The 19,220-nt window shown below is 69.7% G+C and carries 14 protein-coding genes and 2 pseudogenes; 11 read left to right on the forward strand and 5 right to left on the reverse strand.

The features are described 5' to 3' along the window. The first annotated feature begins 53 nt into the window (after positions 1–53). The 4 genes from AC4OXY_RS00535 (at position 54) to AC4OXY_RS00550 (ending at position 5,748) form a co-directional block, all read left to right on the forward strand. A complete protein-coding gene (locus AC4OXY_RS00535; RefSeq protein WP_356028603.1) occupies positions 54–1,997 on the forward strand; it encodes a DUF8034 domain-containing protein in 1,944 nt (647 codons plus the stop codon). A 202-nt stretch (positions 1,998–2,199) separates the two neighbouring features. Next, entirely contained in the window at positions 2,200–2,883 is a 684-nt protein-coding gene (locus AC4OXY_RS00540) for an amidohydrolase family protein (RefSeq protein WP_491992820.1), read from the forward strand. Then, positions 2,880–3,218 carry an L-rhamnose mutarotase gene (locus tag AC4OXY_RS00545; protein WP_356028608.1) on the forward strand — a complete coding sequence of 113 codons (339 nt, stop codon included), beginning with the start codon at positions 2,880–2,882 and terminating at the stop codon, positions 3,216–3,218. The genes AC4OXY_RS00540 and AC4OXY_RS00545 overlap by 4 nt, the downstream gene beginning before the upstream one ends. A 121-nt stretch (positions 3,219–3,339) precedes the next feature. Then, positions 3,340–5,748, forward strand: a complete 2,409-nt coding sequence (locus AC4OXY_RS00550) for an RICIN domain-containing protein (RefSeq protein ID WP_491992821.1) — start codon at positions 3,340–3,342, stop codon at positions 5,746–5,748. A 53-nt stretch (positions 5,749–5,801) separates the two neighbouring features. Here the strand turns inward: AC4OXY_RS00550 and AC4OXY_RS00555 are convergent, their stop codons facing one another. Together AC4OXY_RS00555 and AC4OXY_RS00560 are read right to left on the reverse strand one after the other, a co-directional pair. Continuing rightward, positions 5,802–6,464, reverse strand: a complete 663-nt coding sequence (locus AC4OXY_RS00555; protein ID WP_491992822.1) for a PP2C family protein-serine/threonine phosphatase — start codon at positions 6,462–6,464, stop codon at positions 5,802–5,804. Positions 6,465–6,784: 320 nt separating this feature from the next. After that, positions 6,785–8,276 (reverse strand): annotated as a pseudogene (locus AC4OXY_RS00560) (SDR family oxidoreductase). A gap of 259 nt (positions 8,277–8,535) precedes the next feature. Here AC4OXY_RS00560 and AC4OXY_RS00565 point away from each other — a divergent pair. The 3 genes from AC4OXY_RS00565 to AC4OXY_RS00575 all read left to right on the forward strand — a co-directional run bounded on the left by AC4OXY_RS00565 (position 8,536) and on the right by AC4OXY_RS00575 (position 11,479). Further along, positions 8,536–10,089 carry a bifunctional phosphatase PAP2/diacylglycerol kinase family protein gene (locus tag AC4OXY_RS00565; protein ID WP_362821064.1) on the forward strand — a complete coding sequence of 518 codons (1,554 nt, stop codon included), beginning with the start codon at positions 8,536–8,538 and terminating at the stop codon, positions 10,087–10,089. Positions 10,090–10,243: 154 nt separating this feature from the next. After that, positions 10,244–10,429 carry a CsbD family protein gene (locus AC4OXY_RS00570; protein WP_356028618.1) on the forward strand — a complete coding sequence of 62 codons (186 nt, stop codon included), beginning with the start codon at positions 10,244–10,246 and terminating at the stop codon, positions 10,427–10,429. Between the two features lie 150 nt (positions 10,430–10,579). Further along, a complete protein-coding gene (locus AC4OXY_RS00575) occupies positions 10,580–11,479 on the forward strand; it encodes a YihY/virulence factor BrkB family protein (protein ID WP_491992823.1) in 900 nt (299 codons plus the stop codon). A gap of 257 nt (positions 11,480–11,736) precedes the next feature. Here the strand turns inward: AC4OXY_RS00575 and AC4OXY_RS00580 are convergent, their stop codons facing one another. Both AC4OXY_RS00580 and AC4OXY_RS00585 read right to left on the reverse strand, forming a co-directional pair. Next, positions 11,737–12,132 (reverse strand): DUF2267 domain-containing protein, encoded by a 396-nt coding sequence (locus AC4OXY_RS00580; protein ID WP_362821061.1) that lies wholly within the window; start codon positions 12,130–12,132, stop codon positions 11,737–11,739. A 106-nt stretch (positions 12,133–12,238) separates the two neighbouring features. Beyond that, a complete protein-coding gene (locus AC4OXY_RS00585) occupies positions 12,239–12,670 on the reverse strand; it encodes an Hsp20/alpha crystallin family protein (protein ID WP_071386621.1) in 432 nt (143 codons plus the stop codon). 128 nt (positions 12,671–12,798) lie between these two features. Between AC4OXY_RS00585 and AC4OXY_RS00590 the strand changes: the two genes are divergently transcribed. After that, positions 12,799–13,446, forward strand: a complete 648-nt coding sequence (locus AC4OXY_RS00590) for a type III effector protein (RefSeq protein WP_362821060.1) — start codon at positions 12,799–12,801, stop codon at positions 13,444–13,446. Positions 13,447–13,853: 407 nt separating this feature from the next. Next, on the forward strand, positions 13,854–14,495 hold the full coding sequence (locus AC4OXY_RS00595; protein ID WP_376294010.1) for a carbonic anhydrase: 642 nt from the start codon (positions 13,854–13,856) through the stop codon (positions 14,493–14,495). A gap of 272 nt (positions 14,496–14,767) precedes the next feature. Here AC4OXY_RS00595 and AC4OXY_RS00600 read toward each other — a convergent pair. Further along, positions 14,768–15,007, reverse strand: a pseudogene (locus AC4OXY_RS00600) (Sua5 family C-terminal domain-containing protein); the annotation flags it as partial. A 322-nt stretch (positions 15,008–15,329) separates the two neighbouring features. Here AC4OXY_RS00600 and AC4OXY_RS00605 point away from each other — a divergent pair. Next, the gene (locus AC4OXY_RS00605) at positions 15,330–16,268 is read left to right on the forward strand and encodes a diacylglycerol/lipid kinase family protein (protein ID WP_356028841.1); all 939 of its coding nucleotides are present in this window, start codon (positions 15,330–15,332) and stop codon (positions 16,266–16,268) included. Positions 16,269–16,575: 307 nt separating this feature from the next. Next, a complete protein-coding gene (mgtA, locus tag AC4OXY_RS00610) occupies positions 16,576–19,209 on the forward strand; it encodes a magnesium-translocating P-type ATPase (RefSeq protein WP_491992824.1) in 2,634 nt (877 codons plus the stop codon). Positions 19,210–19,220 lie beyond the last annotated feature (11 nt).

The raw sequence follows: 19,220 nt of genomic DNA on the forward strand, positions 1-19,220 counted from the left end.
CCGCATCGCCGCCGGGTGCGGGTGCCGCACTGCCCGAAACGGAGAACCGTCCCATGGACCCCGTCATCATGGCCTCGGTGCCACTCCTCGAACCGCCGGGCTGGGCGACGGCGCAGCGCCAGCTGTTCGACCTGCTCGACCAGGTCTGGCGGCGCTTCGCCCGCGATTTCACCGGGCCGGACGGACGCCTGAACTACGACGGGCAGCTGACCACGCGCGACGGCGTGGACGACTTCTACGAGACCTTCTTCAACTGGCCGCAGCTCTATCTGCTCGGCGGCGCGGACGACCTGCTGGCCGAGTCGGAGCGGCACTGGGAAGGCGTGACCCGCCAGCTCACCGAGCTGGGCATGCTCAAGGACGAGTACGAGCGCGGCTACGACTGGTTCCACCAGAGCGAGAGCCTGCTGCTGTTCTACTTCCTGTGCATGGCCGCCCCAAAGCGCTGGACCGAGCGGGCACTGCGGTTCGCCGAGCTCTACGTCGACCCGGCACACGGCAACTACGACCCCGCGCACCGCATCATCACCCGTCCGCACAACGGCAGCGATCCCGAGCGCGAAGGCCTGTCCGACGGCGACGCCTATCCCTGGCTGCCGCAGGAAGCGCAGATGTACGGCTTCCCGCTCAACTGGATTCTCGCCGACGGAGAGAGCCCGCCTCTGGAGAGCGACCCTCGCCTCGGTGAGCAGATGCGCCGCCGCATGGGCCGGGGCGACACCGCGGTCAACCTCGCCGCCAGCGGACTCGTGCTCAACGCGCTGATCCTGTCGGGCGACACCCGCTACCGGGACTGGATCGCCGAGTACGTCGGCGCGTGGCGCGAGCGCGCGGCGGCCGCCGGCGGAGTACTGCCGGACAACGTCGCCCCGGACGGCACCGTCGGTGGCCTGCACGAAGGACGCCCCTACGGCGGCCATTACGGATGGTCCTGGCCACACGGCTGGCATAGCGTCGGACACGCGGCCACGGTCGCCGCACTGGCCGCAGCCGAGGCCACCGGCGACGACTCCTACCTCGACCTGGTCCGCCCCGCGCTCGACGAGATGATCGCCCGCGGCAAGGTGATGCCCTTTACCGAGGCCGACTCCAGCCTCCAGTCCAAGTGGGTCGCGCAGTTGCGCGAGGACGTGCACACGCCCACCCTGCATGTCCCCTTCCGACGTGGCGACGAGGGCTGGTTCGACTACAACCCAATGACCCTGCCGGTGCCCGTCGCGCTGTGGCACCACACCGCCGCAGACGCCGACCGCGCACGGATCGAACGGCTGCGCGAGGCCAGCGGCATCGACTGGCGCACGGTGCGACCTTTCCGCAGCAAGGAGGAGGCGCACCACGAGGAGTCCTGGTTCGCCTATCTCTCCGGCGACGACCCGGACTATCCCGAGCGGATCCTCGCGGCCGCCCAGGCGCAGGTGCGGCACCGGATGCAGCGAATGGAGCGCTATCGCGGCCTGGAGGTCGCCGAGGCCGACATCCACCTGTGGCAGCTGTCCAACCCGGTGGTCACCGAGGCGCTGGTGCAGCTGACCTGGGGTGGTCCGCAGGTCCTCTACAACGGCGGACTGCAGCAGGCGCGGGTGCGCTACTACGACGCCGACTCCCGCCGGCCGGGCCTGCCGCCCTCGGTCGCGGCCCTGGTCTCCAGCATCGACCCGCAGGCGACTGTCGTGGAACTGGTGAATCTCGACCCGACCGCGGACCACACGCTGATCGTCCAGGCGGGTGCCTTCGCGGAGCACACCATCCGCAACGTCCGCCACACTCGCAGCCGCGACGACTCCTGGATCGGCGACCTCTACGACTACGGACACTCGGAGCCGGTCGAGGAGACCTCCGAGGCCCACGACGTGAACGGGCCCTGGCTGCGCGTGCACCTCCCCCGTTCGACCCGGGTGCGCCTTTCCCTCGAACTAGAGCTGCGCACCCGTCCCGCGTCCTACCGCACCCCGTTCGACGAGCCGTCCGACGGGCCGTGCGAGGGCGGATCACGGTGAGCGGTCGCGCCACACCCTCGGTCCACGACCGCCACGTCCACCTCTGGGACCCGCGCTGCCTTGCCTACCCGTGGCTGGTCGAGGCCCCCGATCTCAACTGGCCTTTCACCGCAGACCAATTCGCGGCGATCCGTCCCGCGCCAATCGAGGTGACCTTCGTGGAGGCCGACCGGGAAAATGGGCAGGCCACGGACGAGATCGAGTGGGTCCGCAGCCAGGCCGAACACCACACCTGGATCCGCAGCGCCGTCGCCCACGTCCCGCTCGAACGCCCCGCCGAAGCCCTCGCGACGATCCGACGGTACGCGGCGGACCCGTTCGTCGTCGGGGTGCGCCGCAACATCGAGGACGAGGCACCCGGCTTCACCGAGGACTCGCACATCCGCGAGGGCATCCAGCTGATCGCGAGGCCGGCCTCCCCTTCGACGCATGCGTCAGCCAACACCGGCTGCCCGAGCTGGCGCAGCTGGCCGTCACCTGCCCGCACACCACGATCGTCCTCGACCACCTCGGCAAGCCGAAGCCGGCCGCCAGGAGCCAGTGGTCGCAGGCATGGCGACGGCTTGCGCAACAACCGAACGTCGTCTGCAAGCTCTCCGGCCTGGCCACCCCACTGGCACCGGACATCCCGTCCGCGTTCGCGCTCTCGCTCCTGCGCGAAGCGCTCGACGTGTGCGGCCCCGACCGCTGCCTGTTCGGGAGCGACTGGCCGGTGATGCTGCTCGCCACCGACTACCGCGCCTGGCTCGACCTGGTCCGCGAGGCGCTCGGCCTCTCCTCGTGGACCGCCAACGACGCGGTGCTGCGCGGCAACGCGGAGCGTCGCTACCGGCTCGTTCCCTCCCGGTTCCAGGCGGCCGACCTGGCCCGAAAGGAAGCACGATGAGGCGCATCGCTCAGACCACGCGGCTGCTCCCGGAACGCCGGGAGGAGTACCTCGCCCTGCACCGCGCCGTCTGGCCGGCCGTCGAGGCCGCCCTGCGTGCCGCGCAGATCCGCAACTACAGCATCTTCCTGCACGGCGACACCCTGTTCGCCTACTTCGAGTACCACGGCGACGACTTCGAGGCCGACCTCGCCTCCGTCAAAGCCGACCCCGAAACGCAGCGTTGGTGGACCTTCACCGACCCCTGCCAGGAGCCCTGGCCGGACGCCCCCCAGGACAGCCGCTGGTCCGAGGCGCCCGAGATCTGGCACCTGCACGAAACGACACAGCCCTGAGCCTGTGAAATCCAGGCGCATCCGCGTCGCCCAGTCCCCGCCGCGCCGCGACCGGCCGGCAGTGCTCCACAGCGCCCTCTAGAGGGCGCACAAGGAAATGCCAGCGAAAGGGAACCGGACAATGTCGTCACACCCCTACCAAGGACGGGTCGGCCGACGCCTCACCGCGACGATCGCGGCAGCGACAGGCCTCCTGGTCTCCGCCGCCTTCGTCACACCGACGGCGGCCCACGCCTCCGTCTCCGCCACCGTCTTCGTCTCCCCCACCGGCTCCGGGACGGCGTGCAGTTCGACCACGCCCTGCTCCCTGACCCAGGCGAAGACGTCCGTCGAAGCCATCGACGGCCACATGAGCGGCGACATCGTCGTACAGCTCGCCGGCGGAACCTACCGCCTGACCTCACCTCTGAACCTCACCAGCGCGGACTCGGGCACGAACGGACACACGGTCAGATGGCAGGCCGCCCCGGGCCAGTCCCCGGTGATCTCCGGCGGCCAGCAGGTGACCGGCTGGACCCTGCACGACTCGACCAACAACATCTACGCCGCGTCCGTCCCCGTCGGAGTCGACTCGCGCCAGCTCTTCGTCGACGGCTCACTGGCACCGCGCGCCGCGATGACCATCGCCCGCAGCGATGTCGCCTTCACCAGCGCCGGCCTGACGATCCAGAACTCGAACCTGAACTGGATCGCCAACCTGCCAAAGCAGAACCGGATCGAGCTCGAGGCCCAGAACTCCTTCACCGACCGCTTCACGCCGGTGAAGAGCATCAGCGGCACGAGCATCACCATGCAGGAACCGGCCTGGCAGAACAACGGCTGGGGCTACGACACCATGGAGAACCCCTTCGCCGGAGGGACTCTCCAGCTGGAGAACTCGTACGCATTCCTGAACACGGCCGGGCAGTGGTACCTCGACCCGCAGGCCGGCCAGCTCTACTACAAGGCGCCGTCCGGCTGGAACCCCTCCGTCCACGACGTCGAACTGCCCCTGACAACCTCGCTCCTGGACATCAGCGGCAGCTACAGCACCCCCGTGCAAAACCTCGCGTTCCAGGGCATCAGCTTCGAAGACACCACCTGGCTGGCCCCCAGCAGCGACATCGGCTACGCCGACCAACAGACCGGCACGTTCCTCAACCAGACCTACTCCAACGAGCCTTCTGACTTCCTGACCTCGTGTGCCACCGGCTGCCAGGCCTTCGAATCCACCCGTAACAGCTGGGGCGAGGCCCCCGCGGCGGTTCAGGTCTCCGCCGCGAACGGGATCAGCTTCAGCGGCGACACCTTCACCGACCTCGGCGAGGTCGGCCTGGGCATCGGCCAGGACAACGACGCCGTCGACTCCGGCACCGGACTCGGCGCCTCGAACATCACCGTCAACGGCAACACCTTCACCAACGACTCCGGAGGGGGCGTGGTCGTCGGCGGAGTCCAGCCGAACGCGCACCACCCGTCCAACTCCGCAATGACCGACCAGAACATCACCATCAGCAACAACCTCGTGACTGGCGTTGCACAGGACTACAAAGACATGCCCGGCATCCTGTCCACGTACGTTTCGCACGCCGTCATCACACACAACGAGGTCTCGAACCTCGGCTACGACGGCATCGACGTCGGCTGGGGCTGGGGCATCAACGACCGCGGAGGCAGCCAGGATTACGTCAACCGAGGCACCTACAACTACCAGCCCATATACACCACGCCGACCACACTGAACAAAACCATCGTGACCTACAACAAGGTGCACGACACAAAGGAGGTCTTCCACGACGGCGGCAGCATCTACAACCTGTCCGCGAACCCCGGTGGCTTCATCGCCGACAACTACGTCTACAACAACCACAACACCGTAGGACTCTACCTCGACGAAGGCTCCCGCTACATCACGCTGCAGAACAACGTCCTGCAGGACACCGGAGTCTGGGCGAACACGAACGCGAGCGCCAACAACAACACCGATGACAACACCTTCGCCGACAACTGGTATAACGCTGGCGCCACCGTCGTCGCCACCGGCTCCCCGCACAACAACGTCCTGACCGGCAACGTCCAGGTCAGCGGTTACAACTGGCCCGCAGGAGCGCAGGAAGTCATCGCGCAAGCCGGCGTCACCACCAACAGCGGCATCGGCACCGCCGCGATCCACGCGGTCGGCGCGAACAAATGCATCGACGACAACAACTGGAGCACCACGCCGGGAACCCAGCAGCAGATCTGGGACTGCAACGGCCAGTCGAACCAGACCTGGACACACAACTCGGCCAACCAGATCACCCTGTTCAACGGCAGCAGCCAGATGTGCCTGGACGACGCCGGGTGGGGCACCACCAACGGCACGGCGGCCAGCATCTGGACCTGCACCGGCCAGGTCAACCAGCAGTGGAGGCTCAACCCGGACGGGACCATAACCAACCTGTACTCCGGCCTGTGCCTCGACGTGAGCAACAACGGCACCAGCAACGGCACCAAGCTCCAGCTCTGGAGCTGTAACAGTCAGGCGAACCAGGAGTGGAACCTGGGCTGAGTAGGGTCGGGACTGGAGCGGTGGCTTCCGCTCCGTTTCCGGCCCCCGCCGCTTCAAGTGAAGTATGCCGCCGACGAGGTGCCCGCGGTTCGGGTTAACCAACGAAATGCGGTTCGCCGGCTGACGAATCCGCGGAGCGGGCTCAGCGGACCGGACGACGGGTTCGCTGACGCTCGCGCCGCCGTGCATGCGTCACCTGGCGGGGAGGACGGTGACCGCCACCCGGTCGTGGACGGGAGAGACCCGCCGGCATCGGACATGAGGTGCCGCCGGTGCAGGTGGCGCGAGGGGATGCGTTCGATCACCAGGAAGGCGGCGTCGTCGGTGAGCTGCTCACCGGTGTGCTCAAGCAGGTCGCGGTGAAGGTGGTGCAGGAGAGCCTCAGGGCTTGAGGCGGGGAAGGCGGCGACCCGCTCGGCGAGCGGGTAGAAGGCTCCGGTCGGTGAGCGGGCTTCGATCACGCCGTCGGTGTACAGCAGCAGCATGTCGCCTGTTTCGAAGCTCAACGGGTCGGCGCGGTCGTTTCGTACGCAGAGGGCGCACAGGCCCAGGGGAGGCGCGGGTCGCCGGGAATTCAGGACGGTCACCTGCTCTCCATGGATCAGCAGGGGTGGCGGATGGCCGCAGTTGAGCGTCTCAGCCTGCGGGCCCTGACGGCGAGCTTCTTGATCTGCGGCTTCGGATCGGCGTGCGATACATCCGTACCGCACGCTCACGCAACTCCAGCGAGTACTTTCTGGGGGCGGCCATGGTCGATGTTCCTCTCATGAGTCCCATCTGACCCTCTGTCAACACACTCCGCATCTCGGGGGAACCTCAGATGCCCGCAACACGGAGACGACCCGAATGCCGCCGTTTCCGGCTGGGTAGTTGCGGTGACGTCTCACTCAGGGTCGATGTGGGGCGCGGTGAAGCGGGCGGACAGGTCATCCGGCCGCTGTGATGGTGTCCGATGGTCCGGCAGGGGGATGCCGGCCTCGCTGCGCCGCAGTACGTCGCTGAGGGCGTCGCGGACGCGACAGGTGTCGTGGCCGGCTCAGTGGTGTGTGGTGTGGTCGTGCTGGGCGCGGGCGGCGGCGCGGACGATGTTGCGGGACATGCCTCCGAAGACGACCGCGTGGAGGGGCTTGATACTCCACCAGTACAGATGGCCCAGCAGGCCGCGGGGGTGGAACAGCGCCCGCTGCCGGTATCGGACCGGGCCACTGCCGTTGCCGTCCACTCGCATCTCCAGCCAGGCCAGGCCGGGGAGCCGCATCTCGGCGCGTAGTCGCAGCAGCCCGCCGCGTTCGATCTCCTCGACTCGCCAGAAGTCGAGCGAGTCACCGGCCCGCAGCCGTCGGGCGTCCCGCCGGCCCCGGCGCAGGCCGACGCCGCCGACGAGGCGGTCGACCCAGCCGCGCGCGGCCCAGGCCAGCGGGAGGGAGTACCAGCCGTTCTCGCCGCCGATGCCTTCGATGACCTGCCACAGTGCCTCCGGCGCTACGTCCGCCTCGCGTTCTCGGACGTCGGCGTACAGGCTGCCGCCTGCCCAGTCCGGGTCGGTCGGCAGCGGGTCGCTGGGGGCGCCGGGCACGGAAGCCGAGGACCAGCGTGTGGCGACCTGGGCTTCACGGACGCGCTGCAACGCAAGGGTGACTGCTTGGTCGAAGCCGAGCGGATGACCGGGCGGACTGGGCAGGTACCGCTCGATGTCCCTCTCTCGGCAGACCACTTCGTGGCGCAGGGACTCCGTGAGCGGGCGGGCGATCGAGGCGGGCACCGGGGGTCACCAGGCCGACCCAGTGACTTGACAGTCGGGGTGTCAGCACGGGCACGGGCACGATGAGCCGCCGGGGCAGTCCGGCGACGGCGGCGTACCGCTGCATCATCTCCCGGTAGGTCAGCACCTCCGGGCCGCCGATGTCGAAGGCACGGCTGACGTCGGCGGGCAGACGGGAGCAGCCCACCAGGACGCGCAGGACGTCCCGCACAGCGATGGGCTGGAGACGGGTGTGTACCCAGCGCGGGGTGACCATCACGGGCAGCCGCTCGGTGAGGTAGCGCAGCATCTCGAAACTGGCCGAGCCGGAACCGATGATGACGGCGGCGCGCAGGACGGCGGTCGGCACACCTGAGTCGAGCAGGATGTTGCCCACCTCGGCACGGGAACGCAGGTGGGGAGACAGATCCGACTCCCGAACCCCTTCCGGGGTCAGTCCGCCGAGGTAGACGAGGCGGCGGACGTGGGCCCGACGGCCCTGCTCGCCGAAGACGCGGGCCGCGTCACGGTCGGTCCGTTCGAAGTCGCGCCCGGTGCCGAGGGCGTGCACCAGGTAGTAGGCCACGTCCACGCCGCCCATCGCCCGTGCCACCGACGCGGCGTCGAGGACGTCGCCCCGGACGACCTCCACCCGGTCGGCCCACGGATGGTCGCGCAGCTTGCGCGGTGTGCGCGCCAGGCAGCGCACCCGGTACCCGGCGTGAAGCAGCTCGGGCACGAGCCGACCGCCGATGTAGCCGCTCGCGCCGGTCACCAGACAGGTCAGTGGCTCGTGAGTCGTCGCCCCGTCGCCGGTCGTCGTCGTGGTCGCCTCGTCCGCCACCGGTACCGTCCCTGCTCCTCGCTCGTGCGCCGCACCTTGCTTTCCCGGACTTCTACAGTGTTGACCGTCCAGCGGAACGCGCCTCGTACTCGCGCTGATCGGGTGACGTCAGCGGCTGCGGGCACCGCCGGGCGAGAGGACCGACCGGAATGACCTGGCCGGCCCAAGGCATCACCCCGTACCCAGCGGGCACGTTGATCACATGGTGCCCCGTCCTCAGTACACCGCACGCACGCTGCTCACCCTGCTCACGCGGCCGCCCGCTGCGCGGGGCAGGGCCGACTCCTTCCACGGGCCGCTCCGGACACTGCTGGCCCGTGCCGACCGCCGCGTCTTCGAGGAGGTCGCCGCCCGCCACTGGCCGCTCGCCGAGAAGGTGCTGCCCCGGCTGAGCCGCAGCGCCGACCACGGGCTGCTGTGGTTCGGTGTCGCGGCCGGAATGGCCACGCTAGGCGGGCGGCCTCGGCGACGGGCCGCCGTCCGCGCCGTCGCGTCACTGGCCGTGGCCTCGGCCACCGTGAACACCCTCGCCAAACGGTCGGCGCGGCGCCCCCGTCCGCCGCTGGACGGTGTACCGGCGGTGCGGCACCTCGCCCGTCTCCCCTTCACCACTTCGTTTCCCTCCGGTCATGCGGCCTCGGCCGCGGCCTTCGCCGTCGGCGCCGGCCTGGAGTCCCGCCGCTGGGGCGTTGCCCTGGCCCCACTGGCCTGGTCGGTGGCCTTCTCTCGCATCTACACCGGAGTGCACTACCCCGGCGACGTACTGGCGGGGGCGGCCCTCGGGGTGGGTGCGGCGTACGCCGTGCGCGGTATTGCCCCGACCAGGGAGCAGCTGGGCCCGCAGGCCCGACCGCGCGCCGAGGCACCGGCTCTGCCCGCCGGGCGCGGACTGGTGGTCGTGGCCAACAGCGCGGCAGGCACCGGGGGCGAGGCGCTGCGGCAGGCACGCGCCGCACTGCCGGAGGCGGAGTTCGTCACTGCGAGGCCGGACGCTTCGCTGGAGGAGCTGTTCGACCAGGCCGCCGGACGCGCCACCGCACTGGGGGTGATCGGCGGCGACGGCACGGTGAACGCGGCCGTCACCGCGGCCGTACGGCACCGGCTGCCGCTGGCGGTCCTGCCCGGCGGGACGCTGAACCACTTCGCCTACGACCTCGACCTGCACTCGGTCGAGGACGCGGCCGAGGCCGTCACCGGCGGACACGCGGTGAGCGTGGACGTGGCCCGGTTCCGGCCGGGGCCGCACGGCCGCGAGGCCTACTTCGTCAACACCTTCAGCATCGGCGCCTACACCGACCTGGTGAGAGTGCGGGAGAAGTGGTCGCCGCGGCTGGGTAGCTTGGCTGCGGGCGCTCTCGCGGTGCTGCACGTGCTGGGTACCGCGCGTCCGGTGGAGGCCGAGTTCGACGGGCGGCGGCGTCAGATCTGGCTGTTGTTCGCCGGTAACTGCACCTACCGTGGCCTGGGCCTGGCACCGGTACGCCGCCACGACCTGGCCGACGGCCTGCTCGACGTACGGGTCGTGCGGGCCGGACACCTGGCCCGACTGCGCCTGGTGGCCGCCGCCCTGTCCGGCACCCTGCGCCACTCTCCCGTGCTGTCAGCGCGGCGCGTCAAGCGCCTACGCGTCACCGGCTTGGACGGCGCCTCCCATGTGGCCTACGACGGTGAGACCGCACCGGCCCCGCCCGCACTGCTGCTGGACAAGGCGCCGAGCGCACTGACCGTCTACCGCCCACTGCCCGAGGCGCCCTGACGGTGGGGTGTGGAAGCCGTGGTGCGTCTGTTACCGGCGCGTCGTCGGTGGGGAGGCAGCGTCGGTGGTCCGGGCGCGGAGCGGACATCGCATGAGGCGACGCGGGTAGAGGAGCTGGGACCGCGAGGAGCGCAGGCTGAGGAGGACGGTTTCGATGAGCACAGCGGACAAGGCCGACAACACCGGCGACAAGAAGAAGGGCAAGGCAAAGGAAGCACTCGGCAAGGCGGTCGGCGACGAACGCTTGCAAGCAGAAGGCAAGGTCGACCAGGTCGAAGGCGACGTCAAACAGGCCGACGAGAAAGCCAAGGACGCGGCGAAGGACCTCTTCAGGGACTGAGTTGCATTCCTGACGAAGGCGGGTCATGGCTCATCGAGCTGCGGCCCGGCTTCCGCGCTGCCCCCGGTTCGACAGCGGAGTCGCGCGCGGCAGCGGACCGGCGAGGCAGTTGTGAGGATGCCCAGTCATTCCTGTGGGGAGTAGACGATCATGGATGATACTGACGGCCGTAAGCAAGAGTGGTGGGCGGCGCTGTGCCGCACACCGGTGGCGGTCTGGAACGATGACGTCACCGACTGGGCCGCCGCTCTGACCTACTACGCCGTCCTCGCCCTGTTCCCCGTCCTGTTGGTGATTCTCTCGGTTCTGGGGCTGACCATGCCCACTACGACGCCTGAGGTGATCGACCGGGTGACGGGGGTCGTCCCGGTCGCCTCCCGCGGGCTGCTGCGCGGTGCTCTTCTGCAGATGGCCGAACAGTCGTCCGCGGCATGGATGCTGGTCTTCTTCGGCGCCGTCGGGGCGTTGTGGTCGGGCTGCAGCTATCTGAGTGTCTTCCGCAGGGCCCTGCACGCGATCCACCACGCCAACGCACACCGGCCGGTATGGCGCACCGCCCCGCGCATCATCATCACTGCGATCGTACTGATCAGCCTGCTGCTCACCACGACTCTCGCGCTGTTGGTGAGCGGGAGCCTGGCCAGGCGCCTGGGCCGGGCCTTCAACCTGGGCACCGTGCCTCAGACCGCGTGGGACGCGCTGCGCTGGCCCGTTCTGGCTGCGGTGGCGGTTGCCCTCGTCCTGGTGCTCTACCGGTCAGGTCCCGCCCCCTCGAGACGGGTGCGGAAAACGGCGCCGGGTGGTGGGCTGGCGATCGTGCTTCTGCTGACCATCTCCCTCGGCTTCACCCTCTACGCCTCGCACGTGAGCACCTACCACCGCCTGTACGGTTCGCTGGCGGGCGTGGTGGTCTTTCTCATCTGGCTGTGGCTGTCCAACCTGGCCCTCTTGATCGGCGCTCAGTTCAACGTAGAGCTGGCGAAACCCGCCCCGCATCGGTCGACTGCGATTGCTGCCTCAGCGTCGGCGACCCCACAGTCTCCCAGCTGATCGTCTGCTTCATGAAGGTACGCCGGGTATGTGCCAGCTTAACCCTGTGCCAGTAGTCACCAGCGGCCCGTCAAACGAGACATCGGTGCCGGGGTGCGGCAGGCCCCCGGGCATCTGCCTGTGCCCTGGAAGTGACCTGCGAAGGGATCGGCTCCGGTTTCAGCTGTTGAGTCCCTTGCGGTGGCTTCCACCGCTGCCTTTCTCTCGCTGGGGTGCCGGTGTCCGCACGGATTGCGCGGACACCGGGAGTGGGATGGTCAGGTGGGCTGGGGGCGCCCGAAGAGCAGGTCGTAGCCTGCGGGGAGCTGAAGCAGGATCTGCTTGAGGAGGTCGTCCCCGGCAGCGTCGGCGACCGTACTGAGGACGGCGCTGACGTCCCAGGCTGCGGTCTGCTCGGTGGCCCCCTCGATCCAGGCCGCCGTCGCCCGCACGAACCGCTCCGGCGGCAGCGGTTCGGCGCTTTGCAGCGGATTGAGCAGGATCAGGGCGAAGGCCTCCGGCAGGCGCGCCGCCAGCTGGGCGCGTACCTCGCCGACCAGGTGTGCGCCGAGCAGGGCGAGGACCACGCGGGCTGCGCGTTCTGCTTCCTGCTCGTTTTCGTACTCGCCGCGTTCCTTGACTTGGTCGAGGAACGCTTCGATTCGCAGGGTCACGTCGGCCGCCGCCCTTCTTCGGCTTCTGTGCTCCGGTGGGTGCGGAGGGCGGGTGAGGGGGAGATGCCCGCCCTGCGCTGCTGATCGGCTCCTCTCGCCTGCCGATTCAGCCGGAGATCTCCTTGCGGCCGGATCCGACGCCGATGGAGATCTTGCGCGGCTTGGCACGCTCGGCGATCGGGATGCGCAGGGTGAGCACCCCGGCGTCGTAGTCGGCCGTGATGTGCTCGGTGTCGAGGGTGTCGGCGAGCACGATCTGGCGGGAGAAGACGCCCAGGGGCCGCTCGGAGAGTTCCATCTGCACGTCGTCGCCCTTCGCCACGGGTCGGCGCTCGGCCTTGACGGTCAGCATGTTCCGCTCGACGTCGATGTCGATCGCCTCGGGGCTGACGCCCGGCAGGTCGAAGGCCACCACGTACTCGTCACCCTCGCGGTAGGCGTCCATCGCCATCGCGGACGGCCGCGACCAGGTGCCCGGACCCATCATCTGCTGAGCCAGCCGGTCGAGTTCACGGAAGGGGTCGGTGCGCATCAACATCGTGAAACACCTCCAGAAGGTTCGGGCAGTTGCTGCCAATGCGCTTCACTGAAACCGTTGTAACATGTCATCCAATGGATGACAAACATGGTGTCATCGAACGGACGACACGCTTGAAGGAGGTGCCCATGGCAGCAGCCGACCACCCGGCCTCTTCCAGCACCGACGGTCGCAGCCCGACCTCGTTCCTCGCCGCCGCCGCGGCCTTGCACGCCATAGACGACGCTCTGGAGGCTGCCCGGCAAGCGACCTCCGACGCCCCTGATACCGGCCCTGAGCCGGAGCAGGCCCTGGCCTCGCTGCTGCTGCTGCGGCAGGTTCGCGAGCAGCTCGCCGGCTGGGAGAACGGCCTGATCGAAACAGCCCGCGCCGCGGGCGCCAGCTGGGCCGACCTCGCCCACCCGCTCGGCGTCGCCAGCCGCCAGGCCGCCGAACGCCGCTACCTGCGAGGCCGGCCCGGTCCCGCCGGCGCCACCGGCGAACAACGTGTCCAGGCGACCCGCGAACGCCGCGCCGCCGACCGCGCCCTCACCGCCTGGGCCCGCCGCAACGCCGCCGACCTGCGCCGCATCGCCGGCCAGATCACCGCCCTCACCCAACTCCCCGCCGCCGCCCGCGGCCCCGTCAGCCAGCTCGACGCGGCCCTCGCCCAAGACGATCCCGCCGCCCTCGTCCGCCCCCTGAACGCCACTCGCCCCTACCTGACACACCTCCGCCCCGACCTCGCCTCCCGACTCGACGCCCTCACCGACACCACCTCCGCCGCCTCCGACTGAGCCGGTGCTTTGACCGGTACAGCTGTCGGCGCCGAGAGGGATCTGCTGCCGGGAGGCGCTGTCAGGATGTCCGGGCACGGCGCGGACGACTGTGACCGGCTGGCTGCGGCGCGCCGGCTCCGCACTACCAGTTCTCCAAACAGCCCATGGACGCTCACCTGGGCAGGTCACCTACCACGGCGGACACCACCGCGAGGATCACGGTGGCCACCGTGATGGCGGCTATCACCGGGCGTCTGCTCCACGACGCCGGCCGCTTCGCCGTGCGTTCATGCACGTCGGCGTTGTTGGGACTATCCGACTCGGGCGGCAGCCGGTACGCCCCAGCGAAGCCGCAAAAGGCTCCGCACCAGCGTTGTGAGCATCCACGCACTGCCAACGAGTGATCCGACTCGTAGGCTTCGGCCATGGCAGAGATCAAGACTCCGACGCCCCGTGACGCCTTCGAGCTGCTGCTGGCCGGTAACCAGCGCTTCGTCGCGGGCTCCCCCGAGCACCCGAACCAGGACGCTACCCGCCGCGCCGAGATTGCACCGTCCCAGCAGCCCTTCGCCGTGCTGTTCGGATGTTCCGACTCCCGGCTGGCCGCCGAGATCATCTTCGACCGCGGCCTGGGCGACCTGTTCGTGGTGCGCACCGCCGGCCACGTCATGGGCCCGGAGGTGCTGGGCAGCATCGAGTTCGGCGTAGACGTGCTGGGCTGCCCGCTGGTCGTGGTCCTCGGTCACGACTCGTGCGGCGCGGTCGGCGCGGCGTGCGCCGCGCTGGAGGACGGCATGACACCGGCCGGATACGTCCGGGACGTCGTCGAGCGGGTGACGCCCAGCGTGCTGGCCGCGCGGGCCGCCGGAAAGGTCGAGCCCGATCAGATCCTGGCCGAGCACATAAGGCACACCGCCGACCTGCTCTTGGACCGCTCCCGAGTCCTCGCCGACAAGGTCACCGCCGGGCAGGCCGCCGTGGTGGGCCTGCACTACCGCCTAGCCGACGGCAGCGCACAGCTCGTCGCCGCCCGCGGCCTCGACGCCACAGTCCCCGCCGCGTCCTGACCGCCCCGGCCGTGGCTGCTCAGCGCGATGTGCCGCGGCCGCAGGACACGCCTATGTACGTGGATGAGGCGCGCGCCCAGCACCGTCCCCCGCCCTGATCTGGCGCGGGCCGCGGGCTGCGAGGTGTGCCGGGGATGAGGAACGGTCGTCACCGACGACGGGCGGCACGAGCTGTGCCTGGCCTGCCAGAACGGTGGCCGCTCAGCCGAACCCGTCCCCAACCCGCCCCGCCCCGTCTCCAAGAGCAGTGAGAGCACGGCGCCCGGCGCCGGTCACGCGGTAGACCGTGGCCCCGCGGCGCGGCGAAGCCGGTTGACGATCGCCAGTCCTAGTCCCTCCTCCGTCGGCAGGGAGGCGATGATGAGGTCGCATCCCTGCTGGTCGAGTTCGCGCAGGAACCCGTACAGCCCGCGCGCGTAGGCGGCGAGAGAGCTGGGGACCTTCACCAAAGCGTGCGCCTTCACCGCAGTGCCGGCGAAGGTCGGGGGAAGGAATACGCCCACCTGGTGTCCCGGGGATCGGTCCGTGCACGGTGGACTTAACGGGGGTGGCGGGTCGACCAGGCACGTCCCAGGTGCGAATGCTCAGGCCACGCTGCAAGCTGGTGCCGTAGGCCGCAACTGTCGAAGGAAGTGTCGTGGTGGCGGTGGCCACACGTGGGATCGCCGGAGCGTCGACCCGGTGGGGGACGGCGCCGCCAGCCGAGGGTGTGATCGGGGCAGCCCTGCTGTCGCCTGTGATGTGCGCCGGGCTGATGCATGCGGCTTGCCGGTACATGCCGTGACTGAGAACGCGTCGCGACCGGCGACCGGCGCACGACGGCCCTATCTGATCGTGAACCCGCATTCAGGGGGAGGGAAGGCGAGCCGGTTCCGGATCGCGCAACGCGCCCGTGCGTTCGGAGCTCAGGTTTTCCTGATCGATCATTCCCTGCCCCAGGACCTGGCGACTGTCGCGCGACGCGCCGTGGACGACGGTGCGGATCTGCTCGGGGTCGCCGGGGGAGACGGCACGCAGGCGCTCGTCGCCGAGGTGGCCGCGGAGAGCGGCCTGCCGTTCATGGTCATTCCGGCGGGCACCCGCAACCACTTCGCGATGGATCTCGGTCTGGACCGTGAGGACCCTTCGGCCGCGCTGGAGGCCCTCAGGGACGGCGTCGAGCTGCGCGTGGATCTCGGGTACGCAGGCGAGCGGGCGTTCGTCAACAACGTGTCGTTCGGAGCGTACGCCGCCCTGGTGCAGGACCCCGCCTACCGGGAGGACAAGATCGGCACGATGGTACGGATCCTCCCGGAATTCCTGGCCCACCACCAGGGTCCGGAGCTGGTGGTACGCACAGGGCTGCTCACCGTGGACCGGCCGGACGCCGTACTGGTGAGCAACAACCCCTACCAGATCGACGACCCGGCCGGGCTCGACAGGCGTGCGCAGCTCGACTCCGGGCTCCTGGGAGTACTGGCCGCCAGGGCGGAGACCCCCGCCGAAACGGCCGCCAGGCTGCGAAGCGGGCAGATGCACGGACTGACCCGTCTGGCGACACCCGACGACGTCGTCATCCACGCCGATCCCCCGGTCGTCCCCGTCGGGCTGGACGGCGAAGCCGTCACCCTGCGCACTCCCGTGCGGTGCCGGATCAGTCCCCGGACGCTTCGGGTATGGGTTCCCCGCCATCGGCCGGGCATCGCGCCCACCGGATGGCGACCGCCGGGATGGTCCGTCGCCCAGCGGGCTGCTTCACTTGTCGGGCGGTTTCATGGCCGTCACACCGCTTGACCGAAGCAGGTCGCACAGTGGGCAGCGGAGACAGGGCCCGAAGGCCCATTGGGGCGTGGCGGCTAAAGGTGGAAGGTGAGATGGTGAGGCCGCTGTCAGGTGATCTGTGTGCGGGCCCGTCCCCCCGTCCGCTCAGCGCTGCCGGACGTTCGTCCGGCTGTGCGCGGACGTGTTCGCCTGTGTGGAGCGCCCACCGCCCGGGCGGTGGACGCTGATGGTGACCGCTGTCGGGCCGAGGCCGGTGGCCAGGGGGCGCGCCGTCTCGGCGGCCGCCCTGCCCACCGCGTAGGTGCTCCGTGATCTCCAGGTGCCGGAAGGCTGCCTGTCGTCGGAGGAGGCGGCAAGACGGCTGAAGCGCTGGGGCCCGAACGCCGTCCACTCCCACCGAGCTCGGGCGTGGTTGGTGCTGTGGCATCAGCTGCGGTCCCCGCTGCTCGGCCTGCTGCTGGCCGCGGCCGTCGTGTCGTACTTCGTCGGGGAGCGCAGCGACGCCGTGATCATCGCGGTGATCGTCGCGCTCTCCGTCGGCCTGGGTTTCGTCAACGAGTTCCGGGCTGAGAAGACCGCCCAGTCGCTGCACGCGAAGATCCAGCACCGCGCGGTCGTACTGCGCGACGGGCGACCGCAGGAGGTGGCGGTCACCGCTCTGGTCCCGGGTGACGTGGTCGAGCTGCGGCTCGGCGACATCGTGCCCGCGGACCTACGGCTGCTTCAGGCAGCCGGGCTCGAGTGCAGCGAGTCGGTGCTGACCGGCGAGTCGTTGCCGGTCGCGAAGGACACCGCTGCCGTGCCAGCCGGAACGGCGCTGGCGGACCTGTCCGGCTGCGCCCTGATGGGCACGGTGGTGCACTCCGGAACCGGCCGCGGTGTCGTGGTCGCCACCGGTGCCGAAGCCGAGTTCGGGAAGATCGCCGCCGGCCTGAGCGGACACCAGTTGGAGACCGAGTTCCAGGTGGGGCTGCGCCGCTTCTCCATGCTCCTGGTCTACGTCGCCGGGGCACTGACCACGTCGATCTTCATCATCAACGTCGCACTGCACAAGCCGCTGATCGACGCACTGCTGTTCTCCCTTGCCATCGCGGTCGGCATCACCCCGCAACTGCTGCCCGCGGTCGTCTCCACCAGCCTCGCCGCCGGCTCCCGGCGCATGAGCCAGCGCAAGGTGCTGGTCAAGCGGCTGGTGTGCATCGAGGACCTCGGCGACGTCGATGTGCTGTTCACCGACAAGACCGGAACCCTCACCCAGGGCCGCATCGACTTCATGCGGGCCGTACCCGTCCCCGGCACGTCGGCGGAGGAAGTGCTGCGCCGGGGACTGCTGTGCACCGAATCGGACGTTGACGGCCAAGGCCGGCCGGTAGGCGGGAACCCGCTCGACGACGCCCTGTGGGACTCACCGGCCGCCACCGCCCAGCGCCCGCTGCTCAGCGGCTGGAAGCTGGCCGGCGTCCTGCCCTTCGACCATGAGCGGCGGATGGTCTCCGTCACCGTCACCGATCCCGCCGGTGACACCCTGCTCATCACCAAGGGCGCTCCGGAGACGGTACTGGAACGCTGCGCAGAGGTCCCCCGGCCGATCCGCGAGGCGCTGGACGCGGAGTTCGCCGCCGGGAACCGAGTCGTCGCGGTGGCGACCCGGCCCGCTCACCCGGCCACCGCACTCAGTAAGGCCGACGAGCGGGACCTCCGTCTGGCCGGTCTGCTGGTCTTCCTCGACCCGCCCAAACCCGACGCGGCCGAGGCGCTGGGACGGCTGGACGCGCTCGGCGTCACGGTGAAGATCGTAACCGGGGACAACCCCACGGTCGCCGCCAAGGTCTGCCGCGACCTGGGGCTGACCGACGCCGCCGTGCTGACCGGGACCGACCTGGACGCCATGGACGACGAGCAACTCGCCACAGCTATCCACGACACAACCGTCTTCGCCCGGGTCAGCCCCGAGCACAAGGCTCGCATCGTGCGCATCCAGCGGAAGACCGGCGGAGACGTCGCCTTCCTCGGCGACGGCGTCAACGACGCCCTCGCGCTGCACGCCGCCGACGTCGGCATCTCGGTGGACTCGGCCACCGACGTGGCCAAGGACGCCGCCGACGCGATCCTGCTGGAGAAGGACCTCGATGTTCTGGCCGACGGGGTCGCCGAGGGGCGACGCATCTTCGCCAACACCATCAAGTACGTCCTGATGGGCACGTCCAGCAACTTCGGCAACATGTTCAGTGCGGCCGGAGCCTCACTGTTCCTGCCCTTCCTGCCGATGCTGCCCTCCCAGATCCTGCTCAACAACCTTCTCTACGACACCAGCCAGCTCGCCATCCCCACCGACGAGGTCGACGAGGAGCAGGTACGCCGCCCCGCGCACTGGGACATCGCCTTCATCCGGCGCTTCATGATCTGCTTCGGGCCGATCAGCTCCCTGTTCGACTTCGTCACCTTCGCCGTGATGCTGGGCGTCTTCCACGCCGACGCCGCCCAGTTCCACACCGGCTGGTTCGTGGAGTCCCTCGCCACGCAGACTCTGGTGATCTTCGCCATCCGTACCCGCCGCATACCGTTCTGGCGCAGTCGCCCCAGTCTGCCTCTGACACTGACCGCGCTGGGAGTCGTCGCCCTCGGCGCCGTCCTGCCGGCCACTCCCCTGGCCCACGTCCTGGGCTTCCAACAACTGCCGACCGCCTTCTTCGCCGCCGTGGCCGTCATGGTCATCGTCTACCTGCTCCTCGTCGAGCTCGGCAAACGGATCTTCTACCGGACCGCGCGTCCACCGGCTCGCCCCGAACCTGCTCCCGGCCACCGGCATCTGCGCCGCCGTGCAGCACGGTTCAGCACCGTCACCCGCCTGCCGCACCGGCAAGCCCTCCGCCCTCCGCCGGTGGAGGGTCCACACCCGACGGGCGCGACCGTGTCTTCCCGCGCGCCCGTTCCTCGGACCCCATCTGCGTGATCCGCCGGAAT

Source organism: Streptomyces sp. HUAS MG56 (genome assembly GCF_058673395.1).